Annotated in this window: 14 protein-coding genes and 3 pseudogenes; 5 read left to right on the top strand and 12 right to left on the bottom strand. The window is 44.2% G+C overall.

Going from position 1 to position 19,344, the window contains the following annotated elements:
• Positions 1-46: 46 nt before the first annotated feature.
• The gene (locus R2Q26_RS10270) at positions 47-1,552 is read right to left on the bottom strand and encodes an FMN-binding glutamate synthase family protein (protein WP_090571911.1); all 1,506 of its coding nucleotides are present in this window, start codon (positions 1,550-1,552) and stop codon (positions 47-49) included.
• A gap of 1,018 nt (positions 1,553-2,570) precedes the next feature.
• On the opposite strand from R2Q26_RS10270, the gene R2Q26_RS10265 reads away from it, so the two are divergent.
• The gene (locus R2Q26_RS10265) at positions 2,571-2,846 is read left to right on the top strand and encodes an RNA recognition motif domain-containing protein (RefSeq protein ID WP_090571910.1); all 276 of its coding nucleotides are present in this window, start codon (positions 2,571-2,573) and stop codon (positions 2,844-2,846) included.
• A gap of 240 nt (positions 2,847-3,086) precedes the next feature.
• Here R2Q26_RS10265 and R2Q26_RS10260 read toward each other — a convergent pair whose 3' ends face one another.
• The gene (locus tag R2Q26_RS10260; protein ID WP_317536185.1) at positions 3,087-4,196 is read right to left on the bottom strand and encodes a biopolymer transporter Tol; all 1,110 of its coding nucleotides are present in this window, start codon (positions 4,194-4,196) and stop codon (positions 3,087-3,089) included.
• Between the two features lie 157 nt (positions 4,197-4,353).
• On the opposite strand from R2Q26_RS10260, the gene R2Q26_RS10255 reads away from it, so the two are divergent.
• Positions 4,354-7,740, top strand: coding sequence for a M20/M25/M40 family metallo-hydrolase (locus R2Q26_RS10255; protein WP_317536184.1), 3,387 nt, complete (start codon positions 4,354-4,356; stop codon positions 7,738-7,740).
• 204 nt (positions 7,741-7,944) lie between these two features.
• On the opposite strand, the gene R2Q26_RS10250 is transcribed toward R2Q26_RS10255, so the two are convergent.
• The 3 genes and pseudogenes from R2Q26_RS10250 to R2Q26_RS10240 form a co-directional block, all read right to left on the bottom strand.
• Positions 7,945-8,211 (bottom strand): hypothetical protein, encoded by a 267-nt coding sequence (locus R2Q26_RS10250; RefSeq protein WP_317536183.1) that lies wholly within the window; start codon positions 8,209-8,211, stop codon positions 7,945-7,947.
• 104 nt (positions 8,212-8,315) lie between these two features.
• Positions 8,316-8,621: pseudogene (locus R2Q26_RS10245) on the bottom strand (transposase); the annotation flags it as partial.
• Positions 8,622-9,037: 416 nt separating this feature from the next.
• Entirely contained in the window at positions 9,038-9,268 is a 231-nt protein-coding gene (locus R2Q26_RS10240) for a hypothetical protein (RefSeq protein WP_317536182.1), read from the bottom strand.
• 733 nt (positions 9,269-10,001) lie between these two features.
• On the opposite strand from R2Q26_RS10240, the gene bfr reads away from it, so the two are divergent.
• Complete coding sequence (bfr, locus tag R2Q26_RS10235) at positions 10,002-10,469, top strand: bacterioferritin (RefSeq protein WP_317536181.1); 468 nt, start codon at positions 10,002-10,004, stop codon at positions 10,467-10,469.
• 248 nt (positions 10,470-10,717) lie between these two features.
• Here the strand turns inward: bfr and R2Q26_RS10230 are convergent.
• The 5 genes and pseudogenes from R2Q26_RS10230 to R2Q26_RS10210 all read right to left on the bottom strand — a co-directional run.
• Positions 10,718-10,858, bottom strand: a pseudogene (locus tag R2Q26_RS10230) (IS66 family transposase); the annotation flags it as partial.
• Between the two features lie 226 nt (positions 10,859-11,084).
• A complete protein-coding gene (locus tag R2Q26_RS10225) occupies positions 11,085-11,813 on the bottom strand; it encodes an LrgB family protein (protein ID WP_317536180.1) in 729 nt (242 codons plus the stop codon).
• Positions 11,803-12,153 (bottom strand): CidA/LrgA family protein, encoded by a 351-nt coding sequence (locus tag R2Q26_RS10220; RefSeq protein ID WP_317536179.1) that lies wholly within the window; start codon positions 12,151-12,153, stop codon positions 11,803-11,805. Before R2Q26_RS10220 ends, R2Q26_RS10225 begins: the two co-directional genes overlap by 11 nt.
• A gap of 46 nt (positions 12,154-12,199) precedes the next feature.
• A complete protein-coding gene (locus R2Q26_RS10215; RefSeq protein ID WP_317536178.1) occupies positions 12,200-12,544 on the bottom strand; it encodes a cupin domain-containing protein in 345 nt (114 codons plus the stop codon).
• Between the two features lie 87 nt (positions 12,545-12,631).
• On the bottom strand, positions 12,632-14,296 hold the full coding sequence (locus tag R2Q26_RS10210; RefSeq protein WP_317536177.1) for a protein kinase domain-containing protein: 1,665 nt from the start codon (positions 14,294-14,296) through the stop codon (positions 12,632-12,634).
• A gap of 870 nt (positions 14,297-15,166) precedes the next feature.
• Here R2Q26_RS10210 and R2Q26_RS10205 point away from each other — a divergent pair.
• Positions 15,167-15,595 carry a PACE efflux transporter gene (locus R2Q26_RS10205; protein ID WP_317536176.1) on the top strand — a complete coding sequence of 143 codons (429 nt, stop codon included), beginning with the start codon at positions 15,167-15,169 and terminating at the stop codon, positions 15,593-15,595.
• A 123-nt stretch (positions 15,596-15,718) separates the two neighbouring features.
• Here the strand turns inward: R2Q26_RS10205 and zapE are convergent, their stop codons facing one another.
• Entirely contained in the window at positions 15,719-16,930 is a 1,212-nt protein-coding gene (gene zapE, locus R2Q26_RS10200; protein ID WP_317536175.1) for a cell division protein ZapE, read from the bottom strand.
• 361 nt (positions 16,931-17,291) lie between these two features.
• A pseudogene (locus R2Q26_RS10195) lies at positions 17,292-18,305 on the bottom strand (IS5 family transposase).
• A gap of 343 nt (positions 18,306-18,648) precedes the next feature.
• Between R2Q26_RS10195 and smbP the strand changes: the two are divergent.
• Positions 18,649-18,987 carry a small metal-binding protein SmbP gene (gene smbP / locus R2Q26_RS10190; RefSeq protein WP_317536174.1) on the top strand — a complete coding sequence of 113 codons (339 nt, stop codon included), beginning with the start codon at positions 18,649-18,651 and terminating at the stop codon, positions 18,985-18,987.
• Positions 18,988-19,344 lie beyond the last annotated feature (357 nt).

Raw genomic sequence — 19,344 nt, 5'->3', positions numbered from 1 at the left:
TGATGAAATGTCTATTGCCCCTACAATATGGGGAGAGAACGAAATTTCAACTCTTGCAAACTTCTTTATTAAACTCCTTACGCACTTCGGGATACGGGTACAACATATTCAATGCGATGCTTTTTCCTGCGGTTTGCACGATACGTACATGCTCACGCCGGAACTCTCGGGCATGCCTGAGTCCGCACGAATGAGCAAGCATGTCGATTTCCTTGTTGACATTCATGGCATAGTTAGCAACGCGCAGGTATTTTTCCTCAACGACCAGGCCACGTTGTAACCAAGGATTATGCGTTGTGATGCCAGTAGGACAAGTATTCAGGTGGCAACGCATCGCCTGTATACAGCCTAACGCAAGCATAAAGCCGCGTGCGGTATTAACAAAATCTGCACCCGCACATAATGCCCACGCACCATGAGCCGAAGTAACCAGTTTTCCTGCCGCAATCACACGAATCCGTTTCTTCAAGTCGGATTCGATCAGCGTATCCACCACGCGCGGCAAAGCTTCTGCAATGGGCAGTCCTGCATAATCCATGAGCGTTTGAGGCGCGGCACCGCTCCCCCCTTCTCCACCATCGATGGTAAGAAAATCAGGCGCATATTCCAGCCCACGTCGATGAATGGAATCGCAAAGCTCATTGATAAAACGCCAGCCGCCAATGACACTCTTAACACCTACCGGGCGTCCGGTTAAATCGCGGATGAAGGCAACTTTATCGAGCAATTCATCGATGTTGCCAATATCGTGATGGCGATTGGGACTGATAGAATCTTGAAAAGCAGGAATACCACGAATGGCAGCAACTTCAGGGGTTACTTTTGGACCAAGCAACATTCCCCCCTTACCTGGTTTGGCACCCTGCGAAAGTTTAATTTCAAAAGCCTTGACGAACGGCGCAATTTCCTTGGCACGTGCGGGGGAGAAATTACCGTGTTCATCGCGGATACCATATTTGGCAGTACCGATTTGCATGATCACGTCACAATCGCCTTCCTCATGATAAGGCGAAAGCCCGCCCTCTCCTGTATTGAGCCAACATCCAGCCTTGGCCGCGCCCAGTGATAAGGCACGCACTGCCGGTGCCGAAATAGCACCATAACTCATGCCACTGATATTGATAATCGACTTAGCTTCAAAAGGATATTGACAATAACCTTCACCAATGAGCAGTGAGGGCGTTGGTAACTGATCTTCCTCCAGAATGGGAAATGTCGCATTGACGAAAATGATCGCACCGGGTTCGCGCAAATCATAAGTGGAACCAAAGCCAATGATACCCCCTTTATTCTTGGAATTCTTGTACACCCAAGCACGGGTGGCACGATCGAAGGGTTGTTCCTCTCGATCACCAGCAAACCAATATTGCCGTAAGTATTTGCCCTGAAGCTCGAAAAAAAAGCGTAATCGACCAATAATCGGATAATTGCGTAATATCGTGTGCTGTTTCTGGATGAGATCGCGAATAAACAACGCGACAATAGCCCCGATGAAGAGTAATCCCATGATAGTGCCAATATTATAAATGATCAGGTTTGTAATGTTGGACATACTGAATTCAATCACCTTCTCAAAATAATTCGATACGCCCTCATGTAGGCAAATTTACCAAAAACATCATGAACTCAAACCGCATCGGCGGTTCCTGCAGATAAAATTTTGGGCGCCCGCGTAATCAGTTTAATACTTTACTCTAACTAAAACTTTCTTGAGATAGTTCTTGTTCGCTGATACATAACGAACTGACCCTGGCTACTCTACGTCTATTTTCCAAACCACTTTACTTTGTATTGCGCCGTCTTCTCGGCCAGATCTCACTAGCCTCTCCAGCTCTGGCTGGTGTGGGTGCACACATGAGGATTCGAACTGGGAATCTTTCGCATGAGATAGGGCAAATGACCGCGACCAGCACGAAGAAAAAGGGGGCGCTACACTATATCATTCTTTTCATTCATGAATTCAATAAAAAAGCTAGCATCTTCATTATCCGCGTTACAGCAATTTATTATAGTTTTCAGATTTCTTCTTTTAGCAGGATCACACAGATAATCGAACTATAATGCCAGTAATTGGTCTTATAAGTTAAATTCACATTTTCATGCCATATTAAGGGTACAATTACCAGATTCGTAGCAAACCTAGAAATAGTCTGAGTATGTGCAAAAATGTATAGCAAGCAAGCCATACTCAATAATTTGTCCCAGGATTAAAGATATTCTCAATCAATCAAGCTTGGTAAAAACTATATACATTGGTATATATGTTGGCCGGTTTAATTAGTTTGCACTTGTTACAAGATCAATTACTAACTATCTAGTAACAGAATAATACCGCACTTATCATGAATTAATAGGATACTTGACAATCATTACTCACCGAATGGTAGATGATAGTCGTAATAAAATAAAAAAACGTCTTTCAGGAAAGTGGAGTATTCGAAGATGATCCACTTCAACTTCCTAGGATATTTTTGCAAATGTTTGTCAGCTAATGGCAAATCACTATCAATTAATTTTGGTGAGTTATTTGATAGGTTTAACTAATCACCGCACAAAAATGAGAGACGTAAATGAATATCTATGTTGGAAACCTATCTTATAATGTCACTGATACCAAGCTTCAAACTCTTTTCGGAGAATTTGGAAAAGTGATGAGTATTAACCTTATTAAGGATAAATATACTGGTCAGTCCAAAGGATTTGGCTTTGTAGAGATGGAAAAACAATCTGCAGCTGAAGAAGCAGTCAAGCAGTTAAATGGACGTGCTGTAGATGGAAGAAATATTACTGTTAATATTGCACGTCCACGCGGAGAGCGTACGCAATCTAAACAACGCAAGTGGTAACTCCCTCCTGCAACCTGTTATTAAAAGAAAAATTCTGCACAGTAGGCTGTGCAGTCTTAACAACGTACACCCTCACCTTACTTTTTTTATTAAGAATTACCTGATACCAGAGGGCTCGCGTTGAGGCAACCCCAAAATGAAGTCTGTTTGCCCAGTATCAAAAACGTTAAAAGAGTCAAACTCGGTTCATCCTTCTTTTCTTGCCATCGAATTACATTATATTAATTCGATTCATTTACCTTATTTCAAGGAAAGACTCTCTAATGCTTTTTCGTGATTCCATTTGCCGTGAAAGAGGTGGCCTTTTTTCTCAGGCGTGCGATCACTGGTCCAGGTGAGATATTTGCCATCGGGAGTAAATACCGGCAACCCATCAAAACCTTCTTTATCCGTCACACGCACCGGCTCTTTTTTGCCATCCACATCGACGATGTAAAGCTCAAAATTCCGGTGTCCATGGACGTTGGTTGCAAAAATAACGTATTTTCCGGAAGGATGATAAAAAGGCGCCCAGGACATCATATTGAGACGGGTAATTTGTTTCTGATCCGATCCATCGATGTTCATGGTAAATATTTCTGCCTCTCTACCATTGGCTGAAAAGCGGCGCCACACGATTCTTTTACCGTCCGGATTAAAAAATGGACCGCCATCATAGGCATTTGTTTGAGTTAATCTTTTTACATTGGAGCCATTCGCATTCATAATGTAAATATCGATTAAAGAAGAAGGATCCTTTTTGAAAAGGGCAGCTTCTTCCTCTGATAATTGTTCGGTGTAAGCCCTGCGATTGGAAGCAAACGCGATCAATTTGCCGTCAGGTGACCAGGAAGCTTCCGCATCATATCCCAGGGTATTGGTAAGATTTTTGATTTTCCCGCCTTCAAAGTCAGTTTCATAGATGTCGTAAAATTCATCATAGTCCCAGGCATAGGATTGTCGCTCGCCGGATTTTCTTCTTTCAATTTCGGCAGTCATCTTGGCCTTGGCATCAGAGTCTTCATGAGTCGAAGAAAAGAGCACTTTTTCCTGTAAAGGATGCACCCACGAACAAGTCGTTTTACCTGTACCGGGAGATACTTGCTGTACTTTTCCACTCACAAGGTTTTTCAGATAAATTTGATAAAAGGGATTTTCCTCGGATACTTCTGCTTGATAAGCCATCCACTGCATATCCGCACGATAATAGGCTTCACCGACCCTGACTTCTTTGTCCGAAAGCTGATACTCCTCGCTAATAAAATCTACCGCACTAGCCTGATTCACTGTAATGAAAAGTAACGCTGATAGCAGTCCATTAATAAATAATGGAGCGCTAGTAATAGAAGATATTTGTGTAAAATTTTTCATTTGTTAACTTATAGATCTCGTTGAAATTGTTTAAACATTACGTTAAAAAGAAAGTATACAAGATGTGAGTTTAATAAGCTGTTTCAAATGGATTTGGTGATCTCATCAAGATCCTTCAGAATAAGTTGAATAATGTATAGCTATAAAATTTAAAGAAATGAAAAAATCAATCAAATTGAGTGTGACATGGGGTTTATTCCTCGTCTGCATGATCTATAGCCTGACTGTAGTAGCAAGCAGTGATACTTTTCACCATCAGATGGAAATCATCCTCTCGCCAGATACCTCAGAAATTCAGGTAAAAGATCAGGTGCTTATCCCGCAACGTTACCGGAATCAATCAACAGACATTCGTCTTGATTTCAGCCTACATGCCGATTTAACGGTAACTGACGTGAAAGGTGCGCATCTCACCTTACAGCAAAGTAATGCTACTTTAAGTGCCAGGCCTGTTCCTTTAAAACTGTATACTTTGACCTTACCGCCACAACAAGAGACATTCACTTTAACTTTCAGCGGAAAAATCAATCACGCCGTGCAAGGCCCCGCTTTGGAATACGCACGCAGTTTCAGTTACACACCTGGGCTCATCTCAAATGAGGGAGTTTTTCTGGCCAATTCCACTGCCTGGTATCCCCAGTTTGAGGATGGAATGGTGTCATTTCTCCTGAATATTCAGGTTCCCGCCGAGTGGGATGTCGTCAGTCAGGGCGCTTTGGTGCGTGAGCAAAAAACAGAAACAACCCACAATGTGATTTGGGAAGAGAAACAGCCACAAGATGATATCTATATCGTTGCAGGGCGCTATCAGCGCTACACACAGTCAGCGGGCGCGGTAAATGCATTCGTTTATCTGCGTAGCGCTGATGAAGCATTAGCTCAGAAATATCTGGATACCACCGCGCAGTATATTGCCATGTATAACAAACTGCTGGGGCCCTATCCCTATTCAAAATTTGCCTTGGTTGAGAATTTCTGGGAAACCGGCTATGGCATGCCCTCTTTTACGCTACTGGGTCCCAAAGTGGTTCGCTTCCCCTTCATCCTGCATTCTTCCTACCCGCATGAAATTCTGCATAATTACTGGGGAAATGGCGTATTCGTGGATTACTCCAAAGGAAATTGGTCGGAGGGATTAACCGCCTACCTTGCTGATCATCTGGTAAGTGAGCAAGGCGGCAAAGGAGAGGAATATCGCCGCGATGTGCTGCAAAAATATGCGGATTTTGTCAGTAAAGAAAAAGATTTCCCTATTGCCCAATTTACTTCACGTCATAGCTCCAGCTCAGAAGCAGTAGGCTATGGAAAAACCATGATGTTTTTTCATATGTTGCGGCAGGAGTTGGGGGATGAAGATTTCATTCGGGTGTTACGAGCTTTTTATAAACAATTCAAATTCAGGCAAGCGACTTTTGAGGATTTAAAGACGATCTTCAACTCACTCACTGGCAAGGATTTTTCCCGTTTCTTTGAGCAATGGGTCTACCACAGTGGCGCTCCCAACCTCTTATTGCAGGATGCACAGGCTGAGCCTACTGCTCAAGGATTTAAGCTCAAGGCGGTAATCAAACAAACCCAAGAGGGCATGCCATATCAACTGACTGTGCCTATCGCTGTTCACTTGGAAGGTGAAGCGCAAGCTTATCAAGCTAAAATCACCATTGATCAGTTAATCAATGAAATTGAAGTGAACTTTAAAGCACGGCCTGTGCGCATTGATATTGATCCACAATTTGACGTATTCAGGCGCCTGGACAGCCGAGAAATCCCTTCTGCCTTATCTCAAGGTTTTGGTGCGGAAAAACCCTTATTAGTACTGCCAGCCAATGTAGATAAAGAAGTATTGCAAGCTTATCAACTGCTGGCTACGAATTGGCAAAAGACACAGTCCGGTTTGCTGGAAGTTGTACGCGATGATCAACTGGATACTCTCCCTACCAATCGAACAGTCTGGATCATGGGCTGGCAAAATAAATTCAGCCAGGCGTTGGTCACAACTTTGTCAAGTCAGGGGGTAGCTTATCGTTCAGGAGAACTGCATCTGAATCAACAAACTTATCAACAAGCCAAGCACGCCATTGTCCTGACAGCGAGACAGCCCGCCAATCCGGATAAAACTCTGTTATGGGTGGCATCCGATCATCCCAAGGCAATTGCAGAATTGGCCAGGAAACTACCGCACTACCGCAAATACAGCTACCTGGTCTTTGAAGGAGATGAGCTGACCAATATAAATAAAGGTCAATGGCCTGTTACCCAATCACCTTTAACGCAGTTAATCAAGCAGAAGGATAATGCATCGTTTACTTCCACTCATGTCGGCACTTTAACGCCCCGCCGCGCATTGGCAGAATTGCCCCCACTATTTTCTGACAGTCGCATGCTGGCGGATATTACCCATCTAGCCAGCGAAGCCTTTAAAGGACGCGAATTAGGCAGCCCCGAATTAGATGCCGCTGCGGACTATATCGCACAGCATTTCCAGCAGGCTGGCCTGTTACCCGGTGGTGATGATAAAAGCTATTTCCAAATTTGGCAGCAGGATGTGGGTGCACCGAAAGGGAAGATTATTTTGCGCAATGTGATCGGAATTTTGCCTGGATCAAATCCGGAATTGACCGGCCAAAGTCTGGTGATCGGCGCGCATTATGATCATTTGGGCATGGGTTGGCCGGATGTGCGCGCAGCCAACCAGGGGAAAATTCATTACGGTGCAGATGATAATGCCAGCGGGATTGCGGTCATGCTGGAGTTGGCACGGCAGATCGCTCCAAAGTGGCAACCGCAGCGTACCATCATTTTTGTTGCTTTTACCGGCGAAGAAGCCAATCTACTGGGCTCCACGCATTACCTTAACAATGCAAAAAACTATCCGGTAGAAAAAATAGCAGCCATGTTGAATCTGGATACAGTGGGGCGACTGGGCAACAATCCGGTGACCTTGTTCGGCACTGGCACTGCGCGTGAGCTGGTACATGTGTTTCGTGGTGCAGGCTTTGTCACCGGTATTCCCATCAACGCTGTGCAGGATGACTTTGGTTCCAGCGATCAAGCTGCTTTCATCAAAGCGGGCGTACCTGCTGTCCAGTTTTTCGCCAGTGCACACGAGGACTATCATGCTCCCGGCGATACCGTGGATAAAATCGATGCAGCCGGCCTAGTCAAAGTGGCTGCTATTCTCAAGGAAGCAACCGAATATCTGGTCAATCGTCCCGAACCCCTAACCGTCACGCTAAACACACAAAATGCGCAATCTAAAGCTGCTCAAGCAAAAGACAAGCGCAAAGTCAGCCTGGGCACAGTGCCGGATTTCTCCTATCAAGGTGATGGCGTACGCGTGGATAACGTTATTCATGGCTCCCCGGCACATCAAGCACAGCTACAGTCGGGTGACATCCTGATTCAACTGGCCGGACAACAGATCAGTGATCTGGCGTCGTATGCCAATATCTTGAGAACGCTTGAGGCTGGACAGAAAACCGCGCTGCAATACCTGCGGGACGGTAAAGTGAATACGGTTGAGGTGGTTTTAGTTGAGCGGTAATTGATTCAGTGGGGATGGATTTAGAGCAATCAGAATGTCACTCGATTGATTCGCGTTTTTAAGTCATTCTCGTAGTTTATTGATGGAAATCTCCCTGGCCTTGGCGGCGACTGGCGCGCAATGTGAGCACACGGTACTCGGTATGATTTTCCTGTGCTGGTGAGCAATTTTTTTGTATATGCATCATCGAATCGGCCGCCTGAGTTAGCAAATGACTCCCCGCTCCAGCGCTTTGGCAGAACCCCCACCGTTTGCAGTTTGTGAGCGGGTTTGTGTTAGCCAATCATGCAGCGCATTGAGTGTAGTAGGCTTTTTTTCGGCACGCAGCTGCAGGCGAGATTCGATCGTCAGGTGTTTACCTTCTGCTTCGATGCCGCAACGAATGCACTCGACCACCAGGCGGATATTGCCAAAATGCAGAAACGTGTCCGGAGGATAGCCCAACGTTATTGCTACGATAAAGCGCTTCAAACGCTTTTATTATGACGACCTATCCTTTAAAGATGAGAAACCTCTCCCACCTGAAGTAGACTCGATACTGTAAAAATAATATAGAGGACTTTTAGGCAGTGTCGTCACAAGATATTAGCCCAAAGAGCGATACATCGGATTTGAATGGCAGCAAAGAAGGATGCTGAAGTCTTGGCATAGCGCGTAACTATACCGCGCCATCGTTTGAGATGTAAAAAAGCATTCTCTATGATATGACGCAAACGGTAGAGCTATGGATCATAATCTCTTTGTGTTTTTCGGTTCCTGCGAAGCGGTATTACAGGATTGATACCTTGGGTTTTGGCTTGCGCTACGATAGCATCGCTATCGTAGCCGCGATCCGCAAGCAAATATTCTGCTGTAATCCCCTCAATCAGGCGAGAAACTTGTGGCCACGGGTCACATCAAGTCAGGCATTCCGTATCATATTAAACTGAGTATCCCAGCAATCACCTTTGCTACTCTGGAAGCAATCATGTCGAATTGTTTCAATATTTCCTGGTAATCTGTGCGCAATATTGGCTACTACGGATGCGAGTGAAGAACTAACTCTTTTCCGGAAGTTTTCTATCAGTTGCACGAAACAAAGCCTGTATAACCAGATCCGTTGTCATTCTTTCATCCATGGCATGATCCACCAGTTCCCTGTTAAATAGGTCTTTCATTCCGGTAAGAATATGACCAGTCTTCGTCCATAGGAATATAGGTGATATCGCTGACCCATACTTTGTAAGGTGCGCTAACAGAAAACTCTCTTTTCAGAATATGAGGGGTGCGAACGGTAAATGATGTTTAGAATCGGTTGTTACCTTAAATTTGCATTTTTGCTACAACGTAAACCCAGAGCTATGCGTTTCGCACTGTAGGTCTCTCGGGTGCGTTGAGGTGTAGCCAGTATTTCTGTTTCCGACCGTGTATTTTCCCATTCATGCTTACAAGGCGAACGAGTATTCCAGGCATGAAAACCACTCTCTGAAACATCAAGTACACGGCACATAAGTGCAATAGGGTATAGTTGTCGCAGAGTGTCAATCATACCGTATTTCACTGCGACTCCTTCACGAAATAGGCCGCACACTTTTTTATGAGATCCTGCTCCATCATGACTTCTGCCAACTCACGCTTGACCCTGGATAGCTCTAATTTAAGATCACTCAGCGGCTTCTTCTGGTGTTTACCTGCTTTAGTAAGTTTACTTGGTCTGTCAGCATAAACCTAGTTCTTTAGCGCCCCTTTGGGTAAAGATAGTCGTTTCGCTGCTTCAACCAGAGTTAACTCACTCTCTTTAAAAAAACCTGACCGATTGCCCACGAAATTCCTGGCTATATCGTGTTCGCGCTAATTGTTCCATTCTTGTCCTTCATTTCATGTCTATATTTTATGAAACTTTGGATTCCATGAATTTCAACATACCTGAATCGCTGTTTTGGCTATTATCCGACAGCCCCTAAAACAGAAAATGTGGTCGCGCTGGACGCTTATGATTTGACCACGTCACAGACCCAAGTGAAAGCAATGTTAAGAATAATTTTCATTTATTAATCAATATCTTAATATTGTATTTGTACTCTATGAGCTTTATAATGCGTGAAACCTGAATTAAACATCACGCTGTACTTATAGTAGTGTGCAATATTAACCAAATGAGATATCAAGTTGAAAGGCGACAATCAAACAGTAAATTTTCTGAACAAGGCGTTGGTGCTGGCTGAAAAAGCGGGTATCCAGAACTATCTGCAGTCCAAAATATAATGTAAGGAGAATATCTTATGAAAGGCAACGCAAAAATCATTGACATCCTGAACAAACTCCTTGCTGGGGAATTGACTTCAATGGATCAGTACTTCACGCATTCACGTATGTATGAGGATTGGGGTTTTCACAAGCTTTATGAGCGCATTGACCATGAAATGGATGATGAAAAACAGCACGCAGACAGTCTGATCAGGCGAATTCTGTTTCTGGAAGGTGTGCCAGCAGTGGGTAACCGCAGTCCACTTAAAATCGGTAAAGACGTACCGGAAATGTTGGAAAACGACCTGGAATTGGAACGTTCCGTGGTTGTTGCACTACGTAACGCCATTGCCGTTTGTGAACAAGAGCAGGATTACCAAACACGGGAAATCCTTGAAGCCATGCTGGCTGATACAGAGGAAGACCACGCGCATTGGCTGGAAAAACAGTTAGGCCTCATTAAGAAGGTTGGATTACAGAACTACCTGCAGACACAGATGTGACAGCTGATCAGCAATCCAAAACCTGTGGGACAACTGGCAACGAACTGGCACGCTGACTCAGCCTTTTCGATCTGGCGAACAACTTCATCCTGTCAATCAATACGATATCATTTTTTGGTCACTCTTATGGCACTACAGGGCTTTTGGCCGGGACAGTGAGTAAAAACTACATCCCTGTTCTCTCAGTTGATCCTGGTTGCGCTGAAACTTTCAGCGTATCGATAAATCGTTGGTAATCCAAGTTCTCCTCCTAGTGCAATGGGGTGGATGACATTTGCTATGGGATTGTTATCGATTGGCAGGTGCCCGCTTTCTGCGTAGCGAATCAGGCTCGGCCAGCGCTTGAGGGTATAGTCCAAGGCTTTGGCAAAGCCGCCACCATTTGTGGTTTGCATGCGGGCTTGTGTTAGTCAGTCATGTAGTGCACTGAGTACGGGCAAGCTGTAATGTTAATAGGTTTTTTTCTACACATGCGCACAATCTCAAAATTTAAAGGTCAGCAACGACTAATCTTTCTTTTCCCGCATCAATTACCTTAGTCTCTGGCATTAGCGCATTAGCGACCAATTTACGGTAGCTGGAATACCTCAGGCTCTGATCCCCATTGTTTTAAGATTAACGAATATAAGAAACCAGTAACGGTATCAAGATCGCACCCGAAATACCATGCATCCCCATTGCTAGACTGGCGTAGACACCAGCTTCTGGATGTACAGCAAAAGCTCTGGAAGTGCCAATGCCATGTGCCGCTACGCCCATCGCAAATCCTCTTTGCCACCAGGCTCTCATGCCAAGCAGATTCAAAATTGAACTACCCAATATTGCTCCCAGGATACCTGTCACGATGGCAAACACAGCGGTCAAGGTAGGCGAGACGCCTACACGCTCGGCAATGCCCATCGCTATGGGTGCGGTCACTGATTTGGGATAAAAAGCACCGATTATGGCAGTATCCGCACCCAGGAAGGTGGAGATGCCTACTGCACTGGCGATAGAAACGGCTCCACCACACAACAACGCGATGGTTAAAGGAATCAAGCGCGTTTTCAAAATGGCGAAACTCCTGTAAATGGGTACAGCGAGTGCCACGGTTGCCGTGCCCAGTAAGAAATGCACAAATTGCGCGCCTTCAAAATAGCGTTGATAAGGCATACCTACCAGATAAAGCGCTATGGCAACTAAAACCACTGCGATGGCAACAGGATTCGCTAATGGATTTTTATTTGCTTTCTCATAAAACAGGATACCAGCTTGATACGCTGTCAGTGTAATAATCAAGGCAAATAAGGGACTGCCAGAAAGATACACCCAGATTTCTGCAATTTGCAGTTGGTCAGGATTCATTAGAGTTCTTCCTGGCAAGGAGCCGCAAAATAACCGCTGTCGTAACGATGGTTAACACAACGCTCATAATTAATGCGATGATCACTGCGAAAGCATGCGCTTTTAATTGCGGTAAAAACAAAATGACGCCCACCGTTGCTGGTATGAATAAAACGCCCAGATGCTGACTAAAAGCATCAGAAACTGTTGCAAGCGAAGGGTTCACCTGTCCTTTAATGATTAAGAACATCAGCAGAAAGATAAGGCCCAACACAGGACCAGGCAAGATAGGGATTAGGAAGTAAGAAATCAATTCACCTAAACCTTGCCATAACAGAATTTGCACTAAACCAGAAATCATGACGTCATCCTAATAAATTGTAAGCTAAGACGCCGGTTTACGTGCTTTATTTAAACTTTTCTCCACCTTTAGGTCCCCAGAAAACAACCCAGGTAGAAAAATCAGGGGAAAAATTCTCAAAACGATGCTCGACATGGGCCGGGACAAAAAAGACAGTACCTGCTTCGAATGGATGGCGTTCACCCGCCACAACAAACTCGCCATGTCCTGAATGAATAAAATAGAGCTCGTCTTGATCGTGCGGCGTTTGTATATCTGTGCCACGAGGAGCATATAGCTCGACAGACATGGAACCATGCGCAAACGCTAGCGCAAATGGCTCCCCCATTGGCCATTCCCCGGTTACTTTACCCGGTATTCGTTTCAAAAGATCAGATACAGTTGCTTTCATAGATGGAGGCTAAAGTTAAACATAAATTAATGATAAGAATAATCCAAGTGATTTCAGTATTGTAATTCTTTCAAATCAAATAAATAGCTACTTCTTAGCAACAGCTAACTCTGCTCGAATGCGATGCAGTTTGGCATCATCTGGCAAGACAGATTCAGCCCTTTGCAAATACAGTTTAGCCTCATTTAGCCTACCATCGGCTCTTGCTTTGGTTATAAACTGAACATAGCGGTCAACGATTTTCTGTAGCCCGAAATGCGCTTCTCTATTGTTCGGATCGATGGCAAGCACCATCTGGTAGTATTTATAAGCATTGTCACTTTGCGGCGTGGTGAAACGCACGGCTTTCATGGCTTTTTCAGCAGCTGCCAGGTATGCTTTGATTGAATCCACATTGAGGGGTTTTTCTGGCAAATTCTGGCTCGCAGATTGAGGAAGTAATGACTCAATCACCGTCTGTTGTTGATTTACATTAGATTCCGGTTCAGTTGCAACATCATCCTGCGGCTCGGCCTCGGGAACCGATATACTTGCTGCTGGGGAAGACGTATTTTCTGGTATCTGGCCTTTTTCTGGCTGACTTGCTGGATTACTGGTCAAGGCGACGGCTTGATCTTCTGGTGACTCTGGTGCGACGCTGGTTTGATCACTATGATGCTCGACTGGAGGTTGTGCGGCTATATTTAACTGCTCCTCAAATGATTCTGAAGCTTTTTTACTGAACCATAAACCAGCAACAATCGTTGCGATTATTCCAATCAGGACACCCATCCCTATAAAACGCTTGGCTCCCGCACTACTCTCGGTATCATCCACGACTTTTTGCTGAGTAGAAGCAGGCTTGCTTTGGCCCTCGGTATGCGTTGATTTGAGCAGCGTTAAAATCTCTGCCGCCGTTTGCGGTCGATCGTTATAGTCAGGCCGTAGCATCCAATTAATCGCTTGCAGCAATTCCGCGCTATAAGTAATGTCTGCAGAGCCAGAGAGTAAAACCATCGGATCAGGTTCACCTTTGCTTAAAACCATTATCCGATTCTGAGCATCAACTGGTGGGGTATGCGTCATACAATGATATAGGGTTGCGCCCAACGCATAAAAATCAGTTGCAGGTCCAGGCACATCAGCTTGCTCATATTGCTCTGCAGGCGCATAGCCGGCGGCTAATTCGCTGGTAAGGTTAGGAGTGCGCGCGGCAATAGCCAAGCGCGCGGCTGAGAAATGGATCAGCAGCGGCTCACCCTTCTTGCCCAGAAAAATTGCTGCTGGCTGGATGCCGCTATGCACAATTTTGCACTCATGGACTTTCTGCAGCGCATTCAGAATCGATACCAGAATGAATTTTAATTCTGTTTCAGCAATTGTTGTGGCAGACTGTACTAAGCTGGCAAGTGACACGCCCTCCTGCTGAGCCATAATCGTGTAAGCTGTCCCATTGAGCTGCAAAATAATCTCAACAGCGGCAACATTGGGATGTTCGATTTGCGTGAGAATCTCGGCCTGATTCAAAAAAACCTTTAACCCGTATTCAAAATTTTCTTTATCATTTGGAGACTTAGGTTCGACACCCAAACCATTGCTTGCACGAATGGCGAAATCATGGGGGAAATACTCGTGTATTTCTACTTGTTCCTTAAGATGACGATTCCAGCCGCGATAGATGATATCGAACGCGCCAATTTTTAAGGTATCTTTAATTTCAAAGACACCGATTTGGGTACCTTCAGGCAGAATCTGATCGTGTATATATGCCATGGTTTTTATATCTCTTTCTCTAATCTCGTTCAATGGAACTGCTAAAAATTACTGCGGCAGTCCCTTTACAGTGTTGCTTGGCGCTCGCTTCCTCGCCTCTATTTGATATGTAGCTACGCCAAAACGTATTTTGCTAAAAGAAGTTTTAGTGAAAGTCGCTATGCCCGTTTTCTCGTCTCTGCGCACTTTGCATCTGATCGTTCTCGCAACATTTTCAGCAGCCTGTTAGGTCGTAGATTTAAATAGATTGATTTTCTTTAATGAGTTATCTGATTAGATAATTTATCTAACCGATTCAAATTAGACTTGTTCTCGGAAACTAATAAAAGCGGATTTGATTGAAATTTCATTGACTCAAGTATTTCTTTCAAGAATATTTATGGCTAACCAAAAACAAGATTAACAGGTAATCGTATTTTTCAGATAATAGAGCTTTTCTTATAAATTATCACCCAATTAATCGGTATGTATTCCAAAATACCAAGTAATTTGCATCTTTTTTCAAGTTCTAGAAATTACCCTCCATATTTAAGCAAACCCCATTTTGATCATTCAGCAATGTGCTTTGCGGCTGCCTATCAAACAGGCGACTACGCGATGAAACAGATTGCAGACAAATTTGAGTTGCATTACGCTATTGGCGGCGCCTAGGGTTGGGGTGTCTCTTGGGTTTAGTCAGGTTTTTGATTTTTACTTGCATTTTTGGAATCCAATCCTGTCGATTCGGAATGATATTATCGTTTTATTACATGTAATTTTGCATGTATAATTGTTTTTGCTTAATAAACATACGTATGTATATACGATATGTGACTAAATAGAACAATAAAAACAATTATCCACACTTGCTAGATCACTGGTTAGCTATTTATGCAGAGAACCACACGTAAAATCATTCAAGCTATTCTATATGAAGTCATCGCAGTTTTGCTTGTAACCCCGTTTGTTGTACTGATATTTGATAAATCGATCGGAATGTCGAGCTTACTCGCAATTGTAATGTCGCTTATTGCAGTGAGCTGGAATTATATTTTTAACTCGATGTTTGAATATTGGGAGACAAAGCAAACTCAAAAAGGCAGGTCGATTCGCAGACGCTTCCTTCATGCAATCGGATTTGAGGGGGGATTAGTAATATTCACAGTTCCGCTGATTGCCTATTGGCTTGAGCTTTCTTTGTGGGCAGCGCTGATTATGGATATTGGTTTGCTTATATTCTTCTTTTTCTATGCGATAGCTTTCCACTGGAGTTTCGATAAGCTATTTGGCCTACCCGAATCAGCTCAATGGAGTAAATAAGGACAGACCACGGTTTTCTGTGATCAAAATGGTGAAACTCGACCATTCCTTTTTTGCTTGCTATTGATTACCTTAATTTCAAGCACTGATGATTCATTGACTTCAACCAAAACAGGGAGTTTTTTAATCCGCAACAATCTTGCCATGACCTCTTGTCAGATAATCTTCTGATTGCATTTCCATCAAGCGGGAAATCGTGCGTTCAAATTCAAAACTGATTTCTCCCCCCGCATAAAGCGATTGAGGAGGCACAGCGGCTGAGCATAAGAATTTGACGTTATGTTCATAAAGCGCATCGATAAAAGTGATGAAGCGCTTGGCCTGGTCGCTGTTTTCCCGGGTAAATTGCGGGATCGCAACCATGATGACGGTATGATAGGTTCTTGCAATGGCAAGATAGTCTGCCGGACCCAATGGGTTAGCGCATAGTCGTTTAAACGAAAAGACCGCCACACCGCGTGCCGCCTTGGGCACAAACAACGTGCGCCCCTGCACTGCCAGCGTTTCACTGGGAACCTTTGCGCGGTCTTCCACACGGCGATCCGTCAGGCGGAAAAAAGTTGCAGATAATTGTGCAGTCGTTTCCTCATTAATCGGAAAATAATACGTTTCTGCGCCCTTTAGACGGTTGTAGCGATAATCAACCGACCCCTCGAGCGGAATCAGTTCAAGTCTTTCCTTGATTTGCTCAATGAAAGGCAGAAAACGGTGGCGATTGAGGCCATGCTTGTAAAGATCATCGGGTGGTCTGTTAGAAGTTGCCACCACAATCACACCTTGCTCAAACAACGCGTTGAACAGTCTTGTCAGCACCATGGCATCTGCAATATCCGTGACTTGCAGTTCATCAAAACAGAGTAAGGTTGCTTCATTGGCTATTTGCCGTGCAATAACCGGAATAGGATCGGCATCACTGGCGCGTCCGCCACGCTGCATCCGTTTCTGTGCAGAAAGATCATGCGCTTCCTTAAGTCGGGCATGGATATCCAGCATAAATTCATGAAAATGCACCCGTCGTTTGAATGTCGTTGGAGCTACAGAATAAAACAGATCCATCAGCATGGATTTGCCGCGCCCTACACCCCCATAAAGATAAATTCCTTTGGGAGCTGGCTTATCGCTACCTGACCAACGAAACAAACCAGTCGGCCACCAATTCTTGAACGAGAACCTATTGCTTTGGTTGTCTATCGCTGGGTAATCAATCAACTCACGATGCAATCGCTCCAATGAAGCTACTGCCCTGGCCTGATCAGCATCAGGCTTGAGTTCCCCGGCCTGCATCAATACTTGATATTCAGCTTCAGGTCCGTTTTCTTCTATTGGGTGTTTCATGAGGCGCTACATTTTGGCAAAAAGTATCAGCGATTTTAACATGAGGAGATCGCGGAGAAGATTCCAGGTCTTGTGACTAACATTGCAAGTATAGTAACGATTTGCTCCTAAGAAACAAGAAACCATTTCATCTAAATTTAAAAGCAATTCGCAGCATAATTACCACTTTAAGCTCCGATCAGAAACGCATTCGTTTTTTTTCAAAGCTTTCTTATCATTCAATCGTATCTCAAAGTTAAAGACCTCTGCACAACCCTGAAAATTTTATTGTAGTGGTGGGATGAAATTCTCAGATGACAGTTTTACCTGCTTTTTTTGGCAGAAAAATGAATTTTTACCCTTTTTAAGGGAGCTTTCCCCCTTATGCTGCATTAGGACGGACTGCTCCTCTTGATGATTCATCTACGAATATTTTGTTGGCAGCTTTTTTCAGATTCATGTAAATACTTTTCATCAAAACTTGGGTATTGACTTTTACCGTTCCGAAATAGCTGGCGCGCTCCATTCCGAACAGGCGTTTGGCTGTCCGAAAGCACTGTTCGACGATATAACGTTTTTTGCTGATTAATTTGTTTACCAGCTTTTGCCGTAGCGAGAGTGATTTGTTTTTGTACGCCCGGTGCATGATCGCACTCTTGATTTTACGCTTTTTCAGATATTGTCAATTGGCATGGCTTGCTGAACCTTTATCTGCATATACCCGATTTACCTCAATATGTACGCCATTGATGGCTGCTTCGAAATGCATCATTTCACTTTGGTTGGCAGGGGCAGTGTGTACCCCACACACATAACCGTTTTGCGCATCGACCACAACGTAACTCCGGTAGCCAAAATACGACTTCTTGCTTTTTTTGAGCCAGGCCGCATCCGGATCCGCACTCTGTTTTTCAACACAGGAGATTCCCGGTTGGCTGCCATCCTCAAACTGAACAGTCTTACCTTCAGCATCCACCTTCAACGTGATGGTCTTGTTAGGACGTGCCGCTGATTCAATCAGCGTAGCATCAATTACCGCTCCCGTTACACCCTTGACCATCAAACCATGTGATTGAATCTGTTCATTGATATCGGCCAGAAGTCCATCCAGCTTGTTGTTGGCCACCAGCCGGTTATGGAATCGGCACAGGGTCGTTTCGTCCGGGATCACATCCGACAAGGACAAGCCACAAAAATGGAGAAAATCAATTCGCACGCTCAGCGCCTGTTCCAATGCAGCATCCGACAAATTATGCCATTGACCAAGCAGGATCGCCTTGAACATCATCAGCGCGTCAAACGGCTCCTGTCCTCCACCATTCGATAGTTCGCGCTTGTATAAACCCCTAAGACTCGGACGTAACTTCTCCCAATCAATCAGTGTATCAATCTTCATCAGTACACTGTCTTGCCTCAGACGTTGCGACAATTCTATTGACCCCAAACTCATCTGCATCTTCTGCTCCAAACGTCTTTTACCTGTCGTCATTTTAGTTGTTTATTTGGCTAACGGGTAAGTTGTGCAGGAGTCTTATTGCTTCTTCGACAACAGGAACAACTTATTCATGACAACACCTCCTGCCATAAGTGAATCACATCGGCTTCCGTTCGGCTATCCCCAAATTAATAGGTCCTGAGCCTAAGTCTGAAGAAAAATGTATGCAATTGCATTATTGCTCCCCTTATTAGTTATCATTTACATTTACAATTAATCTTTAATCAAATAAGGAATAATTGTCATGAAAATAATATCAACTACTATTGCAATTGGAATGTTTTCTTTTTTCCTAAATACTCAAGTTTATGCAGAGGATGTTGGTTATAGAGCAGAAGCAATACAACATGCTGAGGAAGCCATAAAGCATGGAAAAATGGGTCATGCCGAAGAATTGCTCACTTATGCGAAGGTAAGTATGGGGTATGCTCAAGCGGCAAGCAATTCTGGTGCTGATGATCATATGAAACAAGCCGTTGGGCATTTAGTAAAAGCCATCGGGCATGCTAAGATGGATCGTGCCGGTGCAGCAACCAACCATACTCGAACTGCAATGAGTTATATGCAAGAATCTAAGTTATGAAGTGCAGGCTCATATTTTTGTTTGACGACTGAACTTGATCTCATATACCGCTGCCTCCGTTGTCTCTGACTATAGGGTCGAAAATAGCACTAAAAAGACCTGCCCTTAATTCCGATATCCGCACGGGCATCACTATAAAAGGATATTGCAAATATAAAGGGAAGCCAAAGTGTATCTAGTCGCCCCTGAAATACTATAGAAGCTAGCATAAATATTGGCATTGAGGGATACTCAAAAGGTATGGAATTTGCCAGAATTAATACTATTGGCCCCTAATTTGTGGTGAATTGATGAAGCCAAAGAAGCAAGAACCCACCCCCTGTGATGATCTTTTTCGCATGAGACTGGAGCAGATGT

This window comes from Nitrosomonas sp. Is37 (genome assembly GCF_033063275.1).
Classification (GTDB): Bacteria; Pseudomonadota; Gammaproteobacteria; order Burkholderiales; family Nitrosomonadaceae; genus Nitrosomonas.
Note: the sequence above shows the minus strand (reverse complement) of the source record. Positions and strands in the feature narration are given on the sequence as shown.